Origin of the sequence: Pseudomonas sp. D2002 (assembly GCF_013385735.1) — a bacterium.
Taxonomy (GTDB): Bacteria; Pseudomonadota; Gammaproteobacteria; order Pseudomonadales; family Pseudomonadaceae; genus Aquipseudomonas.
In genome coordinates, this window is the sequence record NZ_JACAPL010000003.1 from 759,626 (window position 1) to 778,673 (window position 19,048).

The 19,048-nt window shown below is 60.3% G+C and carries 19 protein-coding genes; 9 read left to right on the forward strand and 10 right to left on the reverse strand.

Features of this window, described 5'->3' with window-relative positions; all coding sequences use genetic code 11:
• Positions 1 to 133: 133 nt before the first annotated feature.
• The 5 genes from HX783_RS06785 to cmoB all read left to right on the forward strand — a co-directional run bounded on the left by HX783_RS06785 (position 134) and on the right by cmoB (position 3,519).
• Positions 134 to 523: a protease inhibitor I42 family protein gene (locus HX783_RS06785; RefSeq protein WP_159954428.1), complete on the forward strand. Its 390-nt coding sequence runs from the start codon at positions 134 to 136 to the stop codon at positions 521 to 523.
• 1 nt (position 524) lies between these two features.
• Positions 525 to 1,169 carry a lysoplasmalogenase gene (locus tag HX783_RS06790; protein ID WP_177016385.1) on the forward strand — a complete coding sequence of 215 codons (645 nt, stop codon included), beginning with the start codon at positions 525 to 527 and terminating at the stop codon, positions 1,167 to 1,169.
• A 149-nt stretch (positions 1,170 to 1,318) separates the two neighbouring features.
• Complete coding sequence (locus tag HX783_RS06795; RefSeq protein WP_177016386.1) at positions 1,319 to 1,729, forward strand: hypothetical protein; 411 nt, start codon at positions 1,319 to 1,321, stop codon at positions 1,727 to 1,729.
• A 93-nt stretch (positions 1,730 to 1,822) separates the two neighbouring features.
• Positions 1,823 to 2,566, forward strand: coding sequence for a carboxy-S-adenosyl-L-methionine synthase CmoA (cmoA, locus tag HX783_RS06800; RefSeq protein WP_177016387.1), 744 nt, complete (start codon positions 1,823 to 1,825; stop codon positions 2,564 to 2,566).
• Positions 2,563 to 3,519 carry a tRNA 5-methoxyuridine(34)/uridine 5-oxyacetic acid(34) synthase CmoB gene (gene cmoB / locus HX783_RS06805; RefSeq protein WP_177016388.1) on the forward strand — a complete coding sequence of 319 codons (957 nt, stop codon included), beginning with the start codon at positions 2,563 to 2,565 and terminating at the stop codon, positions 3,517 to 3,519. The genes cmoA and cmoB overlap by 4 nt, the downstream gene beginning before the upstream one ends.
• A gap of 142 nt (positions 3,520 to 3,661) precedes the next feature.
• Here cmoB and tadA read toward each other — a convergent pair whose 3' ends face one another.
• From tadA to lptF, 10 genes are all read right to left on the reverse strand, one after another.
• Positions 3,662 to 4,159 carry a tRNA adenosine(34) deaminase TadA gene (gene tadA / locus HX783_RS06810; protein WP_159954423.1) on the reverse strand — a complete coding sequence of 166 codons (498 nt, stop codon included), beginning with the start codon at positions 4,157 to 4,159 and terminating at the stop codon, positions 3,662 to 3,664.
• Positions 4,159 to 5,535 (reverse strand): multicopper oxidase family protein, encoded by a 1,377-nt coding sequence (locus HX783_RS06815; RefSeq protein WP_177016389.1) that lies wholly within the window; start codon positions 5,533 to 5,535, stop codon positions 4,159 to 4,161. Before HX783_RS06815 ends, tadA begins: the two co-directional genes overlap by 1 nt.
• Positions 5,536 to 5,784: 249 nt before the next feature.
• Positions 5,785 to 6,528, reverse strand: a complete 744-nt coding sequence (pdxJ, locus tag HX783_RS06820) for a pyridoxine 5'-phosphate synthase (protein ID WP_177016390.1) — start codon at positions 6,526 to 6,528, stop codon at positions 5,785 to 5,787.
• Between the two features lie 51 nt (positions 6,529 to 6,579).
• The gene (recO, locus tag HX783_RS06825) at positions 6,580 to 7,263 is read right to left on the reverse strand and encodes a DNA repair protein RecO (RefSeq protein WP_159954420.1); all 684 of its coding nucleotides are present in this window, start codon (positions 7,261 to 7,263) and stop codon (positions 6,580 to 6,582) included.
• Positions 7,264 to 7,428: 165 nt separating this feature from the next.
• Positions 7,429 to 8,331 carry a GTPase Era gene (gene era / locus HX783_RS06830; protein WP_032886448.1) on the reverse strand — a complete coding sequence of 301 codons (903 nt, stop codon included), beginning with the start codon at positions 8,329 to 8,331 and terminating at the stop codon, positions 7,429 to 7,431.
• Entirely contained in the window at positions 8,324 to 9,013 is a 690-nt protein-coding gene (rnc, locus tag HX783_RS06835) for a ribonuclease III (protein ID WP_003188856.1), read from the reverse strand. The genes era and rnc overlap by 8 nt, the downstream gene beginning before the upstream one ends.
• A gap of 152 nt (positions 9,014 to 9,165) precedes the next feature.
• Entirely contained in the window at positions 9,166 to 10,020 is an 855-nt protein-coding gene (gene lepB, locus HX783_RS06840; RefSeq protein ID WP_159954419.1) for a signal peptidase I, read from the reverse strand.
• A gap of 5 nt (positions 10,021 to 10,025) precedes the next feature.
• Positions 10,026 to 11,825, reverse strand: coding sequence for a translation elongation factor 4 (gene lepA, locus HX783_RS06845; RefSeq protein WP_003210439.1), 1,800 nt, complete (start codon positions 11,823 to 11,825; stop codon positions 10,026 to 10,028).
• 151 nt (positions 11,826 to 11,976) lie between these two features.
• The gene (lptG, locus tag HX783_RS06850; RefSeq protein ID WP_177016391.1) at positions 11,977 to 13,056 is read right to left on the reverse strand and encodes an LPS export ABC transporter permease LptG; all 1,080 of its coding nucleotides are present in this window, start codon (positions 13,054 to 13,056) and stop codon (positions 11,977 to 11,979) included.
• Positions 13,049 to 14,167 carry an LPS export ABC transporter permease LptF gene (lptF, locus tag HX783_RS06855; protein WP_177016392.1) on the reverse strand — a complete coding sequence of 373 codons (1,119 nt, stop codon included), beginning with the start codon at positions 14,165 to 14,167 and terminating at the stop codon, positions 13,049 to 13,051. Before lptF ends, lptG begins: the two co-directional genes overlap by 8 nt.
• Before the next feature lie 283 nt (positions 14,168 to 14,450).
• Between lptF and HX783_RS06860 the strand changes: the two genes are divergently transcribed.
• From HX783_RS06860 to HX783_RS06875, 4 genes are all read left to right on the forward strand, one after another.
• Positions 14,451 to 15,941 (forward strand): leucyl aminopeptidase, encoded by a 1,491-nt coding sequence (locus HX783_RS06860; protein ID WP_159954416.1) that lies wholly within the window; start codon positions 14,451 to 14,453, stop codon positions 15,939 to 15,941.
• 51 nt (positions 15,942 to 15,992) lie between these two features.
• The gene (locus HX783_RS06865) at positions 15,993 to 16,421 is read left to right on the forward strand and encodes a DNA polymerase III subunit chi (protein WP_177016393.1); all 429 of its coding nucleotides are present in this window, start codon (positions 15,993 to 15,995) and stop codon (positions 16,419 to 16,421) included.
• Positions 16,422 to 16,428: 7 nt separating this feature from the next.
• The gene (locus HX783_RS06870; protein WP_159954414.1) at positions 16,429 to 16,824 is read left to right on the forward strand and encodes a DNA polymerase III subunit chi; all 396 of its coding nucleotides are present in this window, start codon (positions 16,429 to 16,431) and stop codon (positions 16,822 to 16,824) included.
• A 643-nt stretch (positions 16,825 to 17,467) separates the two neighbouring features.
• Entirely contained in the window at positions 17,468 to 19,048 is a 1,581-nt protein-coding gene (locus tag HX783_RS06875; RefSeq protein ID WP_177016394.1) for a hypothetical protein, read from the forward strand.

Consider the following 19,048-nt stretch of genomic DNA (forward strand, 5'->3'; position numbering starts at 1 on the left):
CTGCGTCCGCTGCTGGGACGCAGAGCGTCCCTGGCTGCCCTTCCACGCGGAGCGTGGGAACGATCAGCTGTCTGTCACACCTTGTCTCATCTTCGGTTATGCTCGCCCTTCGTCGCCATACAAAGGAGCCTCCATGACCGCTGCCCGCCTGCTTCTCCCCTTGAGCCTTGCCCTGCTGGGCGCCTGCGCCAGTGCCCCCAAGCAAAACGTCACCGTGGAAAACCAGAGCGCCTGCCCGCTTCAGCTTAAAACCGGGCAAAACCTGATCCTCACCCTGCCAAGCAACCCCACCACCGGCTACCGCTGGGCCATCCAGGATTCAGCCGGCGGCGTGCTGCGTGCGCTGAGCCCCGAGGTCTACAGCAGCGCAGAATCCGGCGTGATCGGCGGTGGCGGCCAATCCACTTGGCGCTTCCAGGCCTTCGCGGCCGGCCAGGGCCGTTTGCGCCTGACGTCGCAACAACCGTGGGAACCGGAAGCCGAACCTGCCGAAACCTTCGACTGCGCCATTACGGTGAACTGATATGCCTTGGCTGATTCTTGCGTTGATGGGCGCCGGCACCTTTATCTACGGCCTGACCACCCATGCCACCTTGTTGTGCCTGTTGGTCAAGCCGCTGCCGGTGCTGGCATTGCTGGGCTGGCTGCATGATGCGCCGCCCACCGACTATCGACGCTGGATCAGCCTGGGGCTGATTTTTTCCCTGGTCGGCGACGTATTGCTCGCCTGGCCGGGCGACCTGTTTATCTTTGGCCTCGGTGCCTTCCTGTTCGCGCACCTGGCGTACTTGAAAGCCTATTTCAGCGACTGCAGGCGCTTGGCGGTGTTGCCGCTGGTATTGGCACTGGGCGTGGGCGCAATCCTGTTGAGCATCCTGATTTCCCACGGCTTGGGCGACTTGCTGATTCCGGTGGTGGTGTATGCACTGGTGATCAGCGCCATGCTCTGGCGGGCATTGGCGCGACTGGGCAGTGAAGTGCCGAAACAGTCGGCGCTATTGGCGGCGGCGGGTGCGATGTCGTTTGTGTTGTCCGACACCTTGATTGGGATCAACCGGTTTGTGGTGTCATTTGAAGCGGCGCCGTATTTGTTGATCACCACTTACTGGTTGGGCCAGTGGGGGATTACGGCTTCGGCGTTCTCGCAATCGTCCCAATCGCGGGTGTAATAAAGGATTAGGCAATAAACATCGGGCTTCACAGCAAAATCAGTTCTAAAGAACTGTCACTTATGACAGTTAATCCGCTCGATTAAAAAACATACAGTGTCTCGTAAGCGATGGCCGGATGGGTTTGTCGCACTATCGAGATACTCGACATGAGCACAACATCTGATACGACCAACGTATTTAGCATGGGCATCAACGGGGCGAAACCACGTGACTTCGAATATGCCAATGCCTTTACAGGACCCCACGGCATTAGAATTTCAGGCGGGTATGCAGAGCTTGAGCAACAGGTAAAAGGTATTGAGTTCCGGCTGCCAGGCAACATCAAAGAGAAGCAGTACAACGTCGAAGTACCCGACGTAAGCAAATGGGTAGTCATTGATGCCGGCCTGATCGATACACACTACAGCCCGAGAACCCTGAAGCTGGAGATTATTAACGTAAACCACAGCACCCAACAGATTGTCGCCGAGTACGAAATCTATGCCGAAGACGACCGTCCAGAAGGCACTGGCACTTCCATTACCTTAAAAGGGCACATCGACATTCACTACAAATAGACACCGTACTATGAGTGCGCCCCCTTTAACCCGCGCACACGAGGATCAATTTGGCTAAAATGCCGGCCTTTCCCCCTCGTCGCCGGAACAACCGTGAGCAAAGAACCCGATCGCCTATTCGCCCAGCCCCTGCCCCAGGTGCCGGACTTCGCCTTTAACGAGGACGTGGTGCGGGTGTTCCCGGACATGATCAAGCGCTCGGTGCCCGGTTACCCCACCATCGTCGAGAACCTCGGTGTGCTGGCCGCACAGTTTGCGCAACCCAACAGCGTGCTCTACGACCTGGGCTCGTCCCTCGGCGCGGTGACCCAGGCCTTGCGCCGCCACGTGCGCACCGACGGTTGCCGGGTGATCGCGGTGGATAACTCGGCGGCGATGGTCGAGCGCTGCCGCGAATACCTCAATGGCCAGGACTCGATGTTCCAGGAGCTGCTGCCGGTTGAAGTGATCGAGGGCGATATCCTCGCACTGCAGTTCCAACCGGCCTCGGTGGTAGCGCTGAACTTCACCCTGCAATTTATCGCCCCTGATGAGCGCCTGTCGTTGCTCGAGCGCATCCGCCAGTCGCTGCTGCCGGGCGGTGCGTTGATCCTCTCGGAAAAGCTGCGGTTCAATGATCCGCAGGAACATGCGCTGCTCACCGACCTGCACATCGCGTTCAAACGCGCCAACGGCTACAGCGAACTGGAAATCGCCCAGAAGCGCAGCGCCATCGAAAACGTCATGAAGCCCGACAGCCTCGAAGAACACCGCGAGCGCCTGCTGGCGGCCGGGTTCTCGAAAGTCGTGCCGTGGTTCCAGTGTCTTAACTTTGCCTCGTTGATTGCCTTGCCATGATTGATCTGTCCCCCCTCGCCCGCCACCTGGTCGGTACTCCTTTGGCTGTGTGGGCCCAGGGCCTGCAAGCGCAACTCGATAGCAAGATGGAAAAGGGTCATGGCGACCTGGAACGCTGGCAGAGCGCGCTGGACGCGTTACCGAAGATCCTGCCCAGCGACGTCGACCTGCTCAACGGCCTGACACTCGACACCGATTGCGACGACGCCACCCGCGCGCAAATGCGCACCGCGCTGATGGGCCTGAGCCCGTGGCGAAAGGGCCCGTTCAACCTGTTCGGCGTGCACGTAGACACCGAATGGCGTTCGGACTGGAAGTGGTCGCGGGTCGCGCCTCATCTGGATTTGAAGGGCAAGCGCATCCTCGATGTGGGCTGCGGTAACGGCTATTACATGTGGCGCATGCTCGGCGCCGGCGCCGACAGCGTGATTGGCGTGGACCCGAACTGGTTGTTCTTCTGCCAGTTCCAGGCGGTGCAGCGCTACTTGTCGGCGCCGAAGGCCTGGCACTTGCCGTTCCCGTTTGAAGATTTGCCGCCGAACATGGAAGGCTTCGACACGGTGTTTTCCATGGGCGTGTTCTACCACCGCCGCTCGCCGATCGAGCACTTGCTGGCGTTGAAAGATTGCCTGGTCAAAGGCGGTGAGCTGGTATTGGAAACCTTGGTGGTGGAAGGCGACCAGCAGCAAGTGCTGGTGCCGGAAGACCGCTACGCGCAGATGCGTAACGTGTGGTTCCTGCCCTCGGTGCCGGCGTTGATGCTGTGGCTGCGGCGTGCGGGCTTCAGTGAGGTGCGCTGTGTGGATGTGAGCGTGACCACGGTTGAGGAACAGCGCGGCACGGAGTGGATGAAGTATCAGTCGTTGAGTGACTTCCTCGATCCGGACGATCACAGCAAGACGATTGAGGGGCTGCCGGCGCCGATGCGGGCGGTGATTATCGCCAAGAAGTGAGGATTGATATCCCTGACTAAATGGAGATCAAAATGTGGGAGCGGGCTTGCTCGCGAAGGCGGTGTATCAGCAACACATGCAGTGACTGACACTCCGTATTCGCGAGCAAGCCCGCTCCCACATTTGGGCTCTCAGTTGTTCTTTAGAGTGGGGGCTTGGCTCTTCTGGCCTTGAAGAACTCACTCAACACCGTCCCGCATTCCTCAGCCAACACCCCACCTTCAAACAGCACCCGATGGTTGAGAAACCCCTGGGTAAAAAACTGCCCCTGGCTTTGCACAATCCCGGCCTTGGGTTCCAGCGCGCCATACACCACCCGTGCAATACGCGAGTGCACGATCAGGCCCGCGCACATGCTGCACGGTTCCAGGGTCACATACAGCGTGCTGCCGACCAGGCGGTAGTTGCTGATCGCTTGCGCAGCGGCGCGGATGGCGACCATTTCGGCATGGGCGCTGGGGTCGTTGCCGCTGATCGGGCAGTTAAAGCCGCGGCCGATGATTTCACCGTCCTGCACCAGCACCGCGCCCACGGGCACTTCGCCCAGCGCAGCGCCTTGGGCGGCGAGGGCCAGGGCTTCGCGCATGAAATCCTGGTCGCGGCTGCGGTCGATAATCGCCGCGGGGCGAATCTGGCGCATCACGCCACCTCGATGGCGGCCATCAGGCCGGTTTCCATGTGGTCGATCACGTGGCAATGGAACATCCACACCCCCGGGTTATCCGCCACCAACGCCACGCGGGCGCGCTCGTTTTTGCCCAGCAGGTAGGTGTCGGTGAAATACGGGATCACCTTGTGGCGGTTCGAGGCGATCACCTTGAAACTCATGCCGTGCAGGTGGATCGGGTGCTGGTACTGAGTCATGTTCTTCAATTCGAAAATGTAGCTCTTGCCCTTTTCCAGCTTGGCAATCGGGCGGTCGGCGCAGGTCTTGTCGGTGATGTCCCAGGCCTTGCCGTTGATTTGCCACAGGCTAGGCGGCTTGCCGTCATCCACCGACACCGTGCCGACCCACTCGAAATTGAAGTTGAGTTTCTCCGCATTGGCCAGGTCGGGTTCGGCAATCGGGTTGGCGGGCAGCGCCGGTGGCCATTCGTTGGGTGCGTCAGTGTTGGCCACCGAACGGAAGGTGCCCAGGCGCACCGGGCCGTTGCGGATGGACAGCTCTTCGCCAGCTGGCGGCGCCTTGATCGCCAGGCAAATGCGCATGCCCGGGCCCAGCCAGTATTCCTTGCCCAGCGGGCGCGGCTCGACGGGGTTGCCGTCCAGAGCGTAGATCTGCGCTTCGACGTCTGGGATGTTGATGCGATAGGTCAGGGTGTTGTCGAGGTTGAGCAGGCGCACGCGGGTGATCTGCCCAGCGGGCAAATCGATCACGGCCTGGGACACGCCGTTGATCGTCGACAGGCGCCCGGCCGTGCCGCCACGCGCTGCTTCACGGGGCACGCTGAAGGCGACAAATGCGCCCTCTTCGTCCACGTGCCAGCTTTTCAGGCTGAGGGTGCGCTCGTGTTTGAAACCAGTGGGTTCGCGCTCTTCGATGATCAACGGGCCGACCAGGCCACGGCCGAGTTCTTCGCTGCTGTTCACATGCGGGTGATACCAGTAGCTGCCTGCGTCGGGCACGCGGAATTTGTAGTCGAAGTATTCACCGGGCAACACCGGCAACTGTGAGACGTAAGGCACGCCGTCCATTTCCAGCGGCAGGCGGATGCCATGCCAGTGAATGGTGGTGGCGACCGGCAGGTGATTGATAAAGCGCACCCGCAGCCATTCGCCCTGACGCACACGCAACTCGGTGCCCGGCGCGGACGGGCCGAATGCCCAGGCTTGGGTTTTGTGGCCTGGCACCAACTCTACGTCCAGCGGTGCGGCGATCAGTTCGTAATCGTGCCCGGCTTCGGCTTCTGCGACTTTCCCCAGCCAGTAGCGATAGGCGCCACCGGCACCGACGCCCACTACGGCCAGGCCTGCAAGACCACCCAGGATTTGTCGACGGGAAAAGGATCGGGACACAACAACCTCACGTATCTGCCGCAGGCCAGAGGCCCGCAAAGGGCAGATACGATACACCTGCCCCGGCTAAACAGTAAGGCTTCGCATTGCCGCACGGCGAAAACTACCGAGGTTCTGAAGATGAGGATGGACCTATGTGGGAGCGGGCTTGCTCGCGAATGCGGTGGGTCAGTCAGCACATGTATTGGCTGGTCCACCGTATTCGCGAGCAAGCCCGCTCCCACACAAGCCCGCTCACACATTGCTCACTCAGTGCTTGGCAGCCGCCAGGATCAGGGCCTTCATCTCGGCCACCGCACCTTTGAAGCCGACGAACAACGCATGCGCCACCAGCGCGTGGCCGATGTTGAGTTCGTTGATGCCCTTGATCGCAGCCACGGCTTCGACGTTGTGGTAGTGCAAACCATGGCCGGCGTTGACGATCAGCCCTTCGTTCAGGCCGCATTTGACGCCGTCGATGATGCGCTGCAGTTCGTCAGCCACTTCGGTCGGCGTGGTGGCATCGGCGTAGCGGCCGGTGTGCAGTTCGATGGCCGGCGCGCCGACACGGCGCGAGGCTTCGATCTGGCGCTCATCGGCGTCGATGAACAGCGAGACTTCACTGCCGATCTTCGACAGGCGTTCCACTGCGGCTTTGATCCGCGCTTCCTGGCCGGCCACGTCGAGGCCGCCTTCGGTGGTGAGTTCCTGACGGGTTTCCGGCACCAGGCAGATATGCGCCGGGCGGATGCGCTCGGCGAACGCCATCATTTCTTCGGTCACGCCCATTTCGAAGTTCATGCGGGTTTGCAGCACGTCCTTGAGCAGCAATACGTCGCGCTCCTGGATGTGGCGGCGGTCTTCGCGCAGGTGCACGGTGATGCCGTCGGCGCCCGCTTCTTCGGCGTCCAGCGCGGCCTTGACCGGGTCGGGGTAACGGGTGCCCCGGGCCTGGCGCAGGGTAGCGACGTGGTCGATGTTGACGCCAAGAAGAATGCGATTGCTGGTGCTCACGGAAGCGCTCCTGAAAAGGGAAAGAAACGCTGCACAGCATACACGGGGTTGTCAGGGCTTTCGAAACAACTCGCGACTGACCAGCGGCCGCCCGCCCAAGTGCACGGCCAGTGCCTGACGCATCAAGCGCTTGGCGGCGGACAAGGCGCCGGGGGCGCTCCAGTCGGCTTCGCTCATGGCCAGCAGCTCAGTGCCCTGGAACAGGCCCGGTTGCAGCAGGTACACGCGCTCAAGGCCGGCGTCGACTTGCAGGCGGTACATGCCGTCTTCAGCAATGGGATCGCCGTGCAAATCGTTGCTCAGTTCGAAGCCGTAACCGAGGTCGTCGAGCAGGCGCCATTCGAAGGCGCGCAGCAGCGGCTCCAGGGGGCGGCCTTCGGCCAGGGCCAACAAGGTCGCGGCGTAATGATCGAAGACCGCAGGGTGCGGGTCTTCGGCGGGCAGCAGGCGTATCAGCAGTTCATTGAGGTAGAGGCCGCTGAAGAGTGCTTCGCCGTTAAGCCAGGCGGAGGTGCCGACGCTTTCCAGGCGACCGACGTTTTTCAGCTCGCCCTTGCCACGAAATTCCACGTCCAGGGCCACAAATGGCCGTGCCAACGTGCCTGCCTTGCCCCGCGCGCTCCGCAATACCGCGCGCAGGCGGCCTTGGGGCGTGATGAAGTCCACCAGGGCGCTGGTCTCGCGGTAGGCGCGGCTGTGCAGGACGTAGGCGAGTTGGCTGGGGGGTTGGGACATGGGCTCTCACTGCTGGAATGCATTTTTGACAACGACACAAACCCAATGTGGGAGCGGGCTTGCTCGCGAAAGCGGTGGGTCAGTCACTGATTAGGTCGACTGATATACCGCATTCGCGAGCAAGCCCGCTCCCACATTTTGTCCTGCGGTGTTACTGGAAACTGATTACAGGTCGCCGTAGCCCAGGGAGCGCAGCGCACGCTCATCATCGGACCAGCCGCCCTTAACCTTCACCCACAGGTTAAGCATGATCTTGGAATCGAACAGCAATTCCATGTCCTTGCGCGCCTCGGTGCCGATACGCTTGATGCGCTCGCCCTTGTCGCCAATGATGATTTTCTTCTGGCCGTCACGTTCGACGAGGATCAAGGCGTGGATATGCAGGGTTTTGCCCTGCTGCTTGAACTCTTCGATTTCGACGGTGATCTGGTACGGCAGCTCGGCGCCCATCTGACGCATGATTTTCTCGCGCACCAGCTCGGCGGCAAGAAAACGGCTGCTGCGGTCGGTGATCTGGTCTTCCGGGAAGAAGTGCTCGTTCTCCGGCAGGTAACCGGCGATCACGCGCTCCAGGGCTTCCAGGTTGTGACCGTGCTGGGCCGAGATCGGCATGATCTGGGCGTTCGGCAGTTGTTCCTGCAGCCACGTCAGGTGCGGCATCAGCTCGGCTTTGTCTTCGATGCGGTCGGTCTTGTTCAGCGCGACGATCAACGGGCCGGTAACGTACTGCACGCGCTCCAGAACCATCTGGTCTTCGTCGGTCCACTTGGTGCGGTCAACCACGAAGATCACCACGTCGACGTCTTTCAACGCCGCCGAAGCGGTTTTGTTCATGTAGCGGTTCAGCGCTTTTTCGCCGCCTTTGTGCATGCCTGGCGTGTCGACGTACACCGCTTGCACGGCGCCTTCGGTCTTGATGCCCAGCATGTTGTGGCGGGTGGTCTGCGGCTTGCGCGAGGTGATCGCGAGCTTCTGGCCGAGGATGTGGTTCAGCAGCGTGGACTTGCCCACGTTCGGGCGGCCGACGATGGCAACATAGCCACAGCGTGTTGCGGTTGAATCAGTCATGGCCATTCTCCACGCCCAGGGCAATCAGTGCTGCAGCCGCCGCTACCTGTTCGGCAATACGACGGCTCACACCCTGACCTCGGCTTTTTTCATTCAATAAGGTGATTTCACATTCCACGAAGAAGACGCGGCAATGCGGCTCACCCTGGATATCCACCACTTCGTAGCGTGGCAGTTCGCAACCACGCGACTGCAGGTACTCCTGCAGGCGGGTCTTGGGATCTTTGTTGGTGTCGACCAGCGTGAGGCTTTCGATCTCCGACGCCAGCCAGGCAACGACGCGCTCCTTGGCCGTCTCCATGCCTGCATCCAGGTAGATCGCACCAATCAACGCTTCCAGGGCATCGGCCAGGATCGATTCGCGACGGAACCCACCGCTTTTCAATTCACCGGAACCCAGGCGCAGGTACTCGCCCAGGCCGAAACCACGGGCCAGCACGGCCAGGGTCTCGCCTTTCACCAGGCGTGCACGCAGGCGTGACAGCTGGCCTTCGCGCGCTTGCGGGAAGCGCTCGAACAGCGCCTCACCGGCGGCAAAGTTGAGAATGGCGTCACCGAGAAATTCCAGGCGTTCGTTATTACGCCCTGCAAAACTGCGGTGTGTGAGGGCAAGGACCATCAATTCCTGGTCCTTGAAGGTGTAGCCGAGCTGGCGCTCGAGACGACTGAGAGAAACGGTCACGGTTTATCCATATCTAGTTGGTGGCACCGGCGGCCATCGACGATTGACGCAGTGTTCAAATTCAAATCCTGGTTGGTGCCGCATGAGGCCGGACGGTGCATTGTCCGAGCCCCAGAAAAGCATTCGGCGCTGTGTTCACAGCGCCGCCTGTATTACTTGATCAGCCCGACCCGCGAGAAGTTCGGCAGGTGGCTGAGTTTGGGTTCCGGCCAACTCATCCAGACCGCAAAGGCCTTGCCGACAATGTTCTCGTCGGGAACCATGCCCAGCAGGTCCTTGGGAATATTGGGGTCATCCCAGTACCGGCTGTCGTTGGAGTTGTCGCGGTTGTCGCCCATCATGAAGTAGTGCCCGGCAGGCACTTTCCACTCGCCATCGGGCATCGCGCGGTAGCGGCTCATTTCCTTGCGGATTTCGTGCTCTACCGCACCGAGTTTTTCCCGGTACAGCTCGGCGCTGCCCAAGGTGTTCGGCTCAGCGCCGATCAACTGCTCGGCCACCGACTCACCGTTGATGAACAGGCGCTTGTCGCTGGTGTAGCGAATCACGTCACCCGGCAGGCCCACAACACGCTTGATGTAGTTGACGTTCGGGTCGCTTGGGTAGCGGAACACCATCACATCGCCGCGTTGCGGGTCACCGACCGGGATGACTTTCTTGTCGATCACCGGCAGGCGGATCCCGTAGGAAAACTTGTTCACCAGAATGAAGTCGCCCACGTCCAGGGTAGGTTTCATCGACCCCGAAGGAATCTGAAACGGCTCAACCAGGAACGAACGCAGCACCAGCACGATGAACAACACCGGGAAGAACGACTTGCCGTATTCAACCAGCAAGGGCTCTTTGTTCAGCTTCTCGACCACCACCGCATCGGGCTGGCTGACGCTGCCCTGATAGGAGGCGATAGCCGCCCGCCGACGCGGGGCGAAGAACACCAGATCGAGCAACGCCAGGAGGCCGCAAACGGCGACGGCGATAACCAGCAACAGCGGGAAATTTAGTGACATAGGACCTAACTATCCAACCTGAGCACCGCAAGGAAGGCTTCCTGTGGAATTTCCACGTTGCCCACTTGCTTCATGCGTTTTTTACCGGCCTTTTGCTTCTCAAGCAGCTTGCGCTTACGGCTTACGTCACCGCCGTAGCATTTGGCCAGTACGTTCTTTCTGAGTGCCTTGACGGAGGTCCGTGCAATGATCTGCCCGCCAATGGCGGCCTGGATCGCGACGTCGAACATCTGGCGCGGAATCAGTTCTTTCATCTTTTCGGTCAACTGGCGACCTTTGTAGTGCGCGTTGTCCTTGTGCACGATCAGCGCCAGGGCATCGACCTTGTCGCCGTTGATCAGCACATCCAGTTTCACCAGATTAGCCGATTGGTAACGATCGAAATGGTAATCCAGCGAAGCATAGCCGCGACTGGTGGATTTGAGACGGTCGAAGAAGTCCAGGACCACTTCGTTCATCGGCAAATCGTAGGTCACTTGCACTTGGGTACCGAGGAACAACATGTCGTGTTGTACGCCACGTTTTTCGATACACAGGGTAATGACGTTGCCCAGGTGTTCCTGCGGCACCAGGATATTGGCCCGCACGATCGGCTCGCGCATGTCTTCGATGGAGGACAGATCTGGAAGCTTGGACGGGTTGTCGACGTAAATCGTTTCACCGGTTTTCAGCGCCAGCTCAAAAATAACCGTTGGCGCAGTGGTGATCAGGTCCAGGTCGTATTCGCGCTCCAGGCGCTCCTGGATGATCTCCATGTGCAGCATGCCCAGGAAGCCGCAGCGGAAGCCGAAGCCCAGGGCGTCGGAGCTTTCCGGGGTGTACTGCAACGACGAGTCGTTGAGGGTCAGCTTCTGCAAGGCTTCGCGGAAGTCTTCGAAGTCGTCGGAGCTGACCGGGAACAGGCCGGCATAAACCTGCGGCTGAATGCGTTTGAAGCCCGGCAGCACGTCGACGTCAGGGGTGGAGCTCAAGGTCAGGGTGTCACCGACCGGCGCACCGTGAATGTCCTTGATACCGGCAATGATGAAGCCCACTTCACCGGCCTTCAGGTCAGTGGTGGCGGTGTGCTTGGGGTTGAATACGCCGACGCTGTCCACCAGGTGGATCTTGCCGGTGGATTTAACCAGGATCTTGTCGCCCTTCTTCACCCGGCCATGGCGTACACGCACCAGGGAAACAACGCCCAGGTAGTTGTCGAACCAGGAATCGATGATCAACGCTTGCAGCGGATCTTCGTAGTTGCCGGTTGGCGCAGGAATGGTCTTGACCAGGCGCTCGAGCACTTCGTCGACGCCCAGGCCGGTCTTGGCGCTGCACTCGACGGCGTCGGTGGCGTCAATGCCGATGATTTTTTCGATTTCTTCTTTGACGCGGTCCGGATCGGCCTGTGGCAGGTCGATCTTGTTCAGTACCGGCATGACCTCAAGGCCCTGCTCGATCGCGGTGTAGCAGTTGGCGACGGACTGGGCTTCTACGCCCTGGCCCGCATCGACCACCAGCAAGGCGCCTTCACAGGCGGCCAGCGAGCGGCTGACTTCGTAGGTGAAGTCAACGTGGCCGGGGGTGTCAATGAAGTTCAACTGGTACTTGATACCGTCTTTGGCGGTGTAGTACAGGGTAACGCTGTGGGCCTTGATGGTGATCCCGCGTTCCCGCTCGAGGTCCATGGAGTCCAGGACCTGGGCTTCCATTTCACGCTCGGCAAGGCCGCCGCACATCTGGATGAATCGATCGGCCAGCGTCGACTTGCCATGGTCAATGTGGGCGATGATGGAGAAATTGCGGATATGACTCAAATCACTCACGGATCAACACTCAAAAAGGCTGCAGGCAGATTGCCCGCTGAAAAATAGCCGGGAATTGTACCTGATGCTCAGGCCAAACGTCATCTTTGCTGACCAGAACAAAAATGCCCCGATCTCTCGACCGGGGCATTTTTTGTTCATAAGCGCGGTATTAACCGGCTCGGCGCAACAGCCAGAACCCGGCCAGGGCGCAGATGCCCGTCGGCACCAGCACCGCAAACAGCGGCGAGAAACCGAATACCAGGCTCAACGGGCCGAGCAGGTTCTGGGCGATTTGGAAGGTAAAGCCCACGAGTACGCCGGTAAACACTCGCTGACCGAGCGTCACCGAACGCAGCGGGCCGAAGACGAACGAGATCGCCATCAGCACCAGCGCAGCGGTCACTACCGGCTGCAGCACCTTCACCCAAAATGCCAGCCAGTAGCGGCCGTTGTTCAGCCCCTGATCCTTCAGGTAATGGATATAGCTCCACAAACCGGAGATCGGCAGGCTTTCGGGGATCATCACCACTGTATTGAGCAATTCCGGCTTGAGCGAGATACCCCACTCTTCGCTCGGCACATTGATCACTTCGGTGCTGGCCTTGGTACCTTGGCCGACATTGCGGAAATAAGTCGTGGTGATGTCAGTCAGTTGCCATTTTTCATTACTGTACTGCGCGCTTTTGGCGAAACTGGACGACAGCATATGACGCTCTTTGTCGAACCTGTAGCGCGTGACACCAATCAACAGTCCGTCGGGCTGGACAGCGTTGATGTGGATGAACTCATCCCCCTGGCGGTGCCACAGGCCGTGCTTGGCGCTTTGCGCATCGCCCGAACCCTGGGCCAGGGCGCGATTGGCCTGGGCTGTGGCTTCGGACGGCGGCGCCACGTATTCGCCGATCAGCACGCTGCACACCATCAGCAACAGCATGGGCTTCATGACCGCCCAGACGATACGGCCGATGGACACACCGGCGGCCCGCATGATGGTCAGTTCGCTGTTGCTGGCCAGGCTGCCCAGGCCGATCAGGCAGCCGATCAGTGCGGCCATCGGCATCATTTCGTAAAGGCGTCGCGGGGCGGTGAGGAGCACGTAGCTCAGCACGTTCCATACGGTGTAGGTGTCGTTGACGCTTTTCATTTCATCAACCAAAGCGAACAACGATGCCAGGCCGATAATGATGCCCAGCACGGCCAGGATCGCGATCAGTACACTGCTGCCAATGTAGCGGTCGAGCTTAACCACGAGCCATCTCCTTCATGCTGCGACGACTCTGCATCTTCAAGCGCAACGGTTCCCAATAAAGTAGAGCCAGGCCAATGGACAGGAATATCGCGTGAATCCACCACAGGCCGAGCAAACGCGGCGTCTTGCCGTTCTCCAGCCAGCCACGGGCATACGTCAGTAATGTCAGGTAGGCCATATAGAGCAGGATGGCCGGCAACAGCTTGAGGAAGCGGCCCTGACGCGGGTTGACCCTGGACAGCGGCACGGCCATCAAGGTCACGATGAATACCAGCAGCGGCAGGGAAATACGCCATTGCAGCTCGGCGATGGAGCGCAGCTCCTGGCTACCGAACAGCGACGCGGTCGGCAGCGCATCGCGGTCCGTCACCTCTTCACTGATATCCGGCCTTGCGAGCATTACGCCATAGGTGTCGTACTTGATCGCCCGATAATTCGCCAGGCCAGGGCTGCCGTCATAGCGATAACCGTTTTCCAGGATCAGGTAACGGCTGCCATCCGGGCGCACTTCCTGGTGCCCGCTGTCGGCCACCAGAATCGAAATGCCACGGTCTTTCTGGTTCTCTCCCTGGTTTTTCTGGGAAATAAACACGCCACCGAGGTTGGCACGGTCATCGGTCATGGTTTCCGTGTAGGTCACCCGCGTACCGTCGTTGAGCGCCTGAAAGCGCCCAGGCTCCAGGGTGTCGAACTCAGTCATCGCATCCTGTTTGTTCAGCAGCAATTGAAACTGCATGGCGCCCTGAGGCGCCAGGCTCATGCTCAGCCAGGCCACCACCAAGGCAACACCGGCGGCCGGCACCATGGTCATGCCGAGCAGACGCTGCTGGCTCATGCCGGTGGCCGAAAGCACGGTCATTTCACTTTCAAGGTACAACCGGCCATAAGCCAGCAGAATGCCGAGAAACAGGCCAAGCGGCAGGATCAGCTGCAAAAAGCCCGGCAGCCGAAAGCCCATTATCAGGAACAATGAGCCCGGATCCAGGGCGCCGGAAGCGGCCTGAGCCAGGAATTTGACGAAACGACCACTCATGGTGATGACCAACAGCACCGCACTCACGGCACTCAGGGTCAACAGGACTTCGCGGGACAGATAACGGAAGACGATCAAACCAGACACTCCAGGGTTGTCAGGCTAAGGCGGCCAAACAAGCAAGCATACCGTTGTCGACCCGTTTGCACGGGCCGGCTAAAAAGATGGCGCATTATCCTGTGATTGACCGCGCCTGTCACTGCGCAACCTCATGCGCACATACAAAGCATGCTCCAAGGGTTGTCAGGCTCCGCTGGCGAGGTTCAAACTGCGGCCTTTGTCGCGGGTGGTTTACAGAGCTGCCACGCGTTAAAGCCTGGGTACAGACTCAGGCTCACAGACCTTTATAAGGGACCCGAAAATGGAATTGGTTGTAAAAAGCGTTAGCCCCGAAACGTTGAAAACCGCCACCCTCGTGGTCGCTGTCGGCGAAGGCCGCAAGCTCGGCGTCGCCGCCAAGCAACTGGATGAACTCAGCGGTGGCGCCATCAGCGCCGTGCTCAAGCGCGGCGACCTGGCCGGCAAAGTCGGTCAGAGCCTGCTGCTGCAAAGCCTGCCCAACCTCAAAGCCGACCGCGTATTGCTGGTGGGCGTGGGCAAGGACGCCGAACTGGGCGACCGCCCGTTCCGCAAGATCATCAGTGGCATCCTCAATACCCTCAAGGGCCTGGGCGGCAGCGATGCAGCACTGGCACTCGATGAAATCGTCGTAAAAGGCCGCGACAGCTACGGCAAGACCCGCCTGCTGGCCGAAAGCCTGGTGGACGGCGGCTACATTTTCGATCAGTTCAAGAGCCAGAAAGCCGAACCGCGCGCCCTGAAAAAAATCACCCTGCTGACCATCAAGGCGGCCCAGGCTGAAGTCGAGCGCGCCGTGACTCACGCCACCGCCATCGCCAACGGCATGTCGTTCACCCGCGACCTGGGCAACCTGCCGCCGAACATCTGCCACCCGACTTACCTGGGCGAGCAAGCCAAGGCACTGGGCAAAGAGTTCAAGGGCCTGAAAGTTGAAGTGCTGGACGAGAAGAAGATCAAGGAACTGGGCATGGGCTCGTTCTATGCCGTGGGCCAGGGCAGCGACCAGCCGCCACGCCTGATCGTGATGCAATACAACGGCGGCAAGAAGTCCGAGAAGCCTTACGCCCTGGTGGGCAAAGGCATCACCTTCGACACCGGCGGCATCAGCCTCAAGCCAGGCCTGGGCATGGATGAGATGAAGTACGACATGGGCGGCGCCGCCAGCGTGTTCGGCACGCTGCGTGCCGTGCTGGAACTCAAGCTGCCGATCAACCTGGTGTGCATCCTGGCGTGTGCCGAGAACATGCCAAGCGGCGGCGCGACCCGTCCGGGCGATATCGTCACCACCTTGAGCGGCCAGACCGTTGAAATCCTCAACACCGACGCCGAAGGCCGCCTAGTGCTGTGCGATGCGCTGACCTACGCCGAACGCTTCAAGCCACAAGCCGTGATCGACATCGCCACCCTGACCGGTGCCTGCGTGGTTGCCCTGGGCGCCCACACTTCGGGCCTGCTGGGCAACAACGATGAATTGATCGAGCAACTGCTCAGCGCCGGCAAAGCGGCCGACGACCGCGCCTGGCAACTGCCGCTGTTCGACGAGTACCAGGAGCAACTGGACAGCCCATTCGCGGACATCGCCAACATCGGCGGCCCGAAAGCCGGCACCATCACCGCGGCCTGCTTCCTGTCGCGCTTTGCCAAGAACTTCAACTGGGCGCACCTGGACATCGCCGGCACGGCCTGGACCAGCGGCGGCAAGGACAAGGGCGCCACCGGCCGCCCAGTGCCACTGCTGACTCAGTACCTGCTGGATCGCGCCAAAGCCTGAAACTGAAGATTCCGGGGCGGCCCGCGCGCCGCTCCGGTCTCAGGAACCGCAATGACCCAAGTCGACTTCTATATATTGCCCAGCGCCGATCCCTCTGCGCGCCTGGACTTTGCCTGCAAACTCACCGAAAAAGCCTGGCGCATGGGCCACCGCATCTACCTGCATTGCAGCGATGCCGCCCAGCGTGATGACCTCGACGCCCGCCTGTGGCGCTTCAAGGGCGAGAGCTTCGTGCCTCACGGCCCCGCCGAGTCCGAGCCCGAGAGCCTGGTGGTACTGGGCCTGGGCGACAGTTGCGGCGATCACCACGACCTGCTGGTCAACCTCGACCTGAAAGTACCGGCCTTTGCCAAGGCATTTGCCCGCGTGGCGGAAGTGGTGGTGGAAGACCCGGCTATTCGTCAGGCCGCGCGGGAGAGTTTCCGTTTCTACCGCGAACAGGGCTATTCTCTGCAAGATCACCGGCTACAACGACTTTGAGTACATGATGGACACGCCAAACCCTATAAAAAAAGACGACCACCTGCTGGACGACCTTGAATCGATCCGCCAGTTGCTCGGTGATGATGGCTTGCAACCGCCGCTGCTGACCGAAACGGTCGATGGCGAGGTACAGATTCCGCTGTTGTTCGACATGGTTGGTGGCAAGCCTGCTGCACCGGCGCCTGTCGCACCCGCCCCCGTTGCAGAGGCCGCGCCTGCTCCAGTTACCACCGAAAAGGCGCCCGACGCCCTGCTGCTGCACCTGGACAACGAACTGCGCGCCGCCGCACAGCTGATCATGCAAGACGTGATCGACGACTTTGCCCCGCATATTGAAACCGAGATCAAGCGCCGGCTGGATGCGCGGATGGAGCGGCTATTAAACCAATATCAAACTTGAGCCTGAAAGGCCTCAATCAACGTCGCGGCCATGGTTATCAAGAGCACCTGAAGGGCTCACTCCGTTTATGACCGTCTGTCGTAACTGTTACTTTTCACAGTAGATGCCCAGTTGATAAGGGAGAACCCTTACCTGAGATTATTCCTTGCTGGAGATCCGGGTAATGGGCGTTCCCACACTGTACTTTCCAATCCTTGAATTGACTCCTTTACCTTTTCCGATTTTCTATGGCGAAGGAACTCCAGGCCAACCCGTCACTGTATGCCAAACGAATACCGGCCTGGTGTTGGCGAGAACAAGGGTTGATGAGAACGGCAACTGGCTCGTCATATCCGATAAAGCATTGCCTTTGGGGCCCTACTCGATCTCGGCTTATTACGACCTGAGCCAAGGGTATGCACCCAATCTTCCCTTTTATGTGGGTCGCCCTCCTCTACAGGGGGGAGCTGGCAGTACCCCGCCGGATAACTCCCCAGTTCTCACTAGCATGACTTTAGTTGACTCCCTGCAACCACTGCTCATAGGGACAGCCCCGCCCAATACCACAGTTGTCATAAATCATGCGGGTGGCAACCCTCGCTATGGCAGCGTTGTTGCGGACAGTAATGGCAACTGGGAAACAACACCGATTACCGAATTCGTATTGGATGCCAATAACTGGGTGAACCTCGCCTTGATGGTAACTGATGCGGGAGGCAATGCCTTATCGCCTTCGGTGAACGTTACACTCACGGTTTGCCTGGCAAGCGGCACCGGCGGCACCGGCGGCGCCATGGTCGATGGCACGCCCCCCATTATCACCAGCCCGGCCAATAACAGCACGGTCCAGACACTCCGCCCCATCTTCACCGGCAAGGCCGCGCCCAACGGCAGGGTTTGTGTGCACAACGATGCCTACGTCTACTACGGCGATTGCTACGCCAACGCCAACGGCGACTGGAGCTACACCTTTACCCAGGAACTGGCTCCCGGCAAGGTCACGCTCATGTTCGGGCAGTTCACCCTGACCGCGCGGCTGTCGCCCGATACGGCGCACACGCTGACGCTCTCAGCCACAAGTGGTATGACCACGACCACGCCGCCGACCATTTCCACCCCGGCCAATAACAGCAGCGTCCAGACACTGCGCCCCACCGTCACCGGCAGGGCCGCGCCCAACGCCAGGGTTGGCGTGCACAACGAGGCCGTCAACGTCTATTACGGCGATTGCTACGCCAACGCCAATGGCGACTGGACCTACACCTTTACCCAGGAACTGGCGCCCGGCAAGGTCACGCTCAAGTTCGGGCAGTTCAGCCTGACCGAGCGGCTGTCGCCCGATACGGCGCACACGCTGACGCTCTCAGCCACAACGGGCATGACCACGACCACGCCGCCGACCATTTCTACCCCGGCCAACAACAGTAGCGTCCAGACACTGCGACCCACACTCACCGGCAAGGCCGCGCCCAACGCCAGGGTTGGCGTGCACAACGAGGCCGTCAACGTCTACTACGGCGATTGCTACGCCAATTCCAATGGCGACTGGACCTACACCTTTACCCAGGATCTGGCTCCCGGCAAGGTCACGCTCAAGTTCGGGCAGTTCAGCCTGACCGAGCGGCTGTCGCCCGATACCGCGCACACGCTGACGCTCTCAGCCACAACGGGCATGACCACGACCACGCCGCCGACCATTTCTACCCCGGCCAACAACAGTAGCGTCCAGACACTGCGACCCACACTCACCGGCAAGGCCGCGCCCAACGGCAGGGTTTGTGTGCATAACGATGCCTACGTCTACTACGGCGATTGCTACGCCAACGCCAACGGCGACTGGAGCTACACCTTTGCCCAAGACCTGGCTCCCGGCAAGGTCACGCTCATGTTCGGGCAGTTCACCCTGACCGCGCGGCTATCGCCCGATACGGCGCACACGCTGACGCTCTCAGCCACAACGGGCATGACCACGACCACGCCGCCGACCATTTCTACCCCGGCCAATAACAGTAGCGTCCAGACACTGCGCCCCACACTCACCGGCAAGGCCGCGCCCAACGGCCGGGTTTGTGTGCACAACGATGCCTACGTCTACTACGGCGATTGCTACGCCAACGCCAACGGCGACTGGAGCTACACCTTTGCCCAAGACCTGGCTCCCGGCAAGGTCACGCTCATGTTCGGGCAGTTCACCCTGACCGCGCGGCTATCGGCCGATACGGCTATCACATTGACACTTAGGTAA

What these genes read in the sequence shown, in the direction of transcription:
- HX783_RS06785 (WP_159954428.1), top strand. Translation starts at nt 134, where the DNA reads ATGACCGCTGCCCGCCTGCTTCTCCCCTTGAGCCTTGCCCTGCTGGGC.
- HX783_RS06790 (WP_177016385.1), top strand. Translation starts at nt 525, where the DNA reads ATGCCTTGGCTGATTCTTGCGTTGATGGGCGCCGGCACCTTTATCTAC.
- HX783_RS06795 (WP_177016386.1), top strand. Translation starts at nt 1,319, where the DNA reads ATGAGCACAACATCTGATACGACCAACGTATTTAGCATGGGCATCAAC.
- cmoB (WP_177016388.1), top strand. Translation starts at nt 2,563, where the DNA reads ATGATTGATCTGTCCCCCCTCGCCCGCCACCTGGTCGGTACTCCTTTG.
- tadA (WP_159954423.1), bottom strand. Translation starts at nt 4,159, where the DNA reads ATGCGCCAGATTCGCCCCGCGGCGATTATCGACCGCAGCCGCGACCAG.
- recO (WP_159954420.1), bottom strand. Translation starts at nt 7,263, where the DNA reads ATGTCCCAACCCCCCAGCCAACTCGCCTACGTCCTGCACAGCCGCGCC.
- era (WP_032886448.1), bottom strand. Translation starts at nt 8,331, where the DNA reads ATGACTGATTCAACCGCAACACGCTGTGGCTATGTTGCCATCGTCGGC.
- lepB (WP_159954419.1), bottom strand. Translation starts at nt 10,020, where the DNA reads ATGTCACTAAATTTCCCGCTGTTGCTGGTTATCGCCGTCGCCGTTTGC.
- HX783_RS06860 (WP_159954416.1), top strand. Translation starts at nt 14,451, where the DNA reads ATGGAATTGGTTGTAAAAAGCGTTAGCCCCGAAACGTTGAAAACCGCC.
- HX783_RS06865 (WP_177016393.1), top strand. Translation starts at nt 15,993, where the DNA reads ATGACCCAAGTCGACTTCTATATATTGCCCAGCGCCGATCCCTCTGCG.
- HX783_RS06870 (WP_159954414.1), top strand. Translation starts at nt 16,429, where the DNA reads ATGGACACGCCAAACCCTATAAAAAAAGACGACCACCTGCTGGACGAC.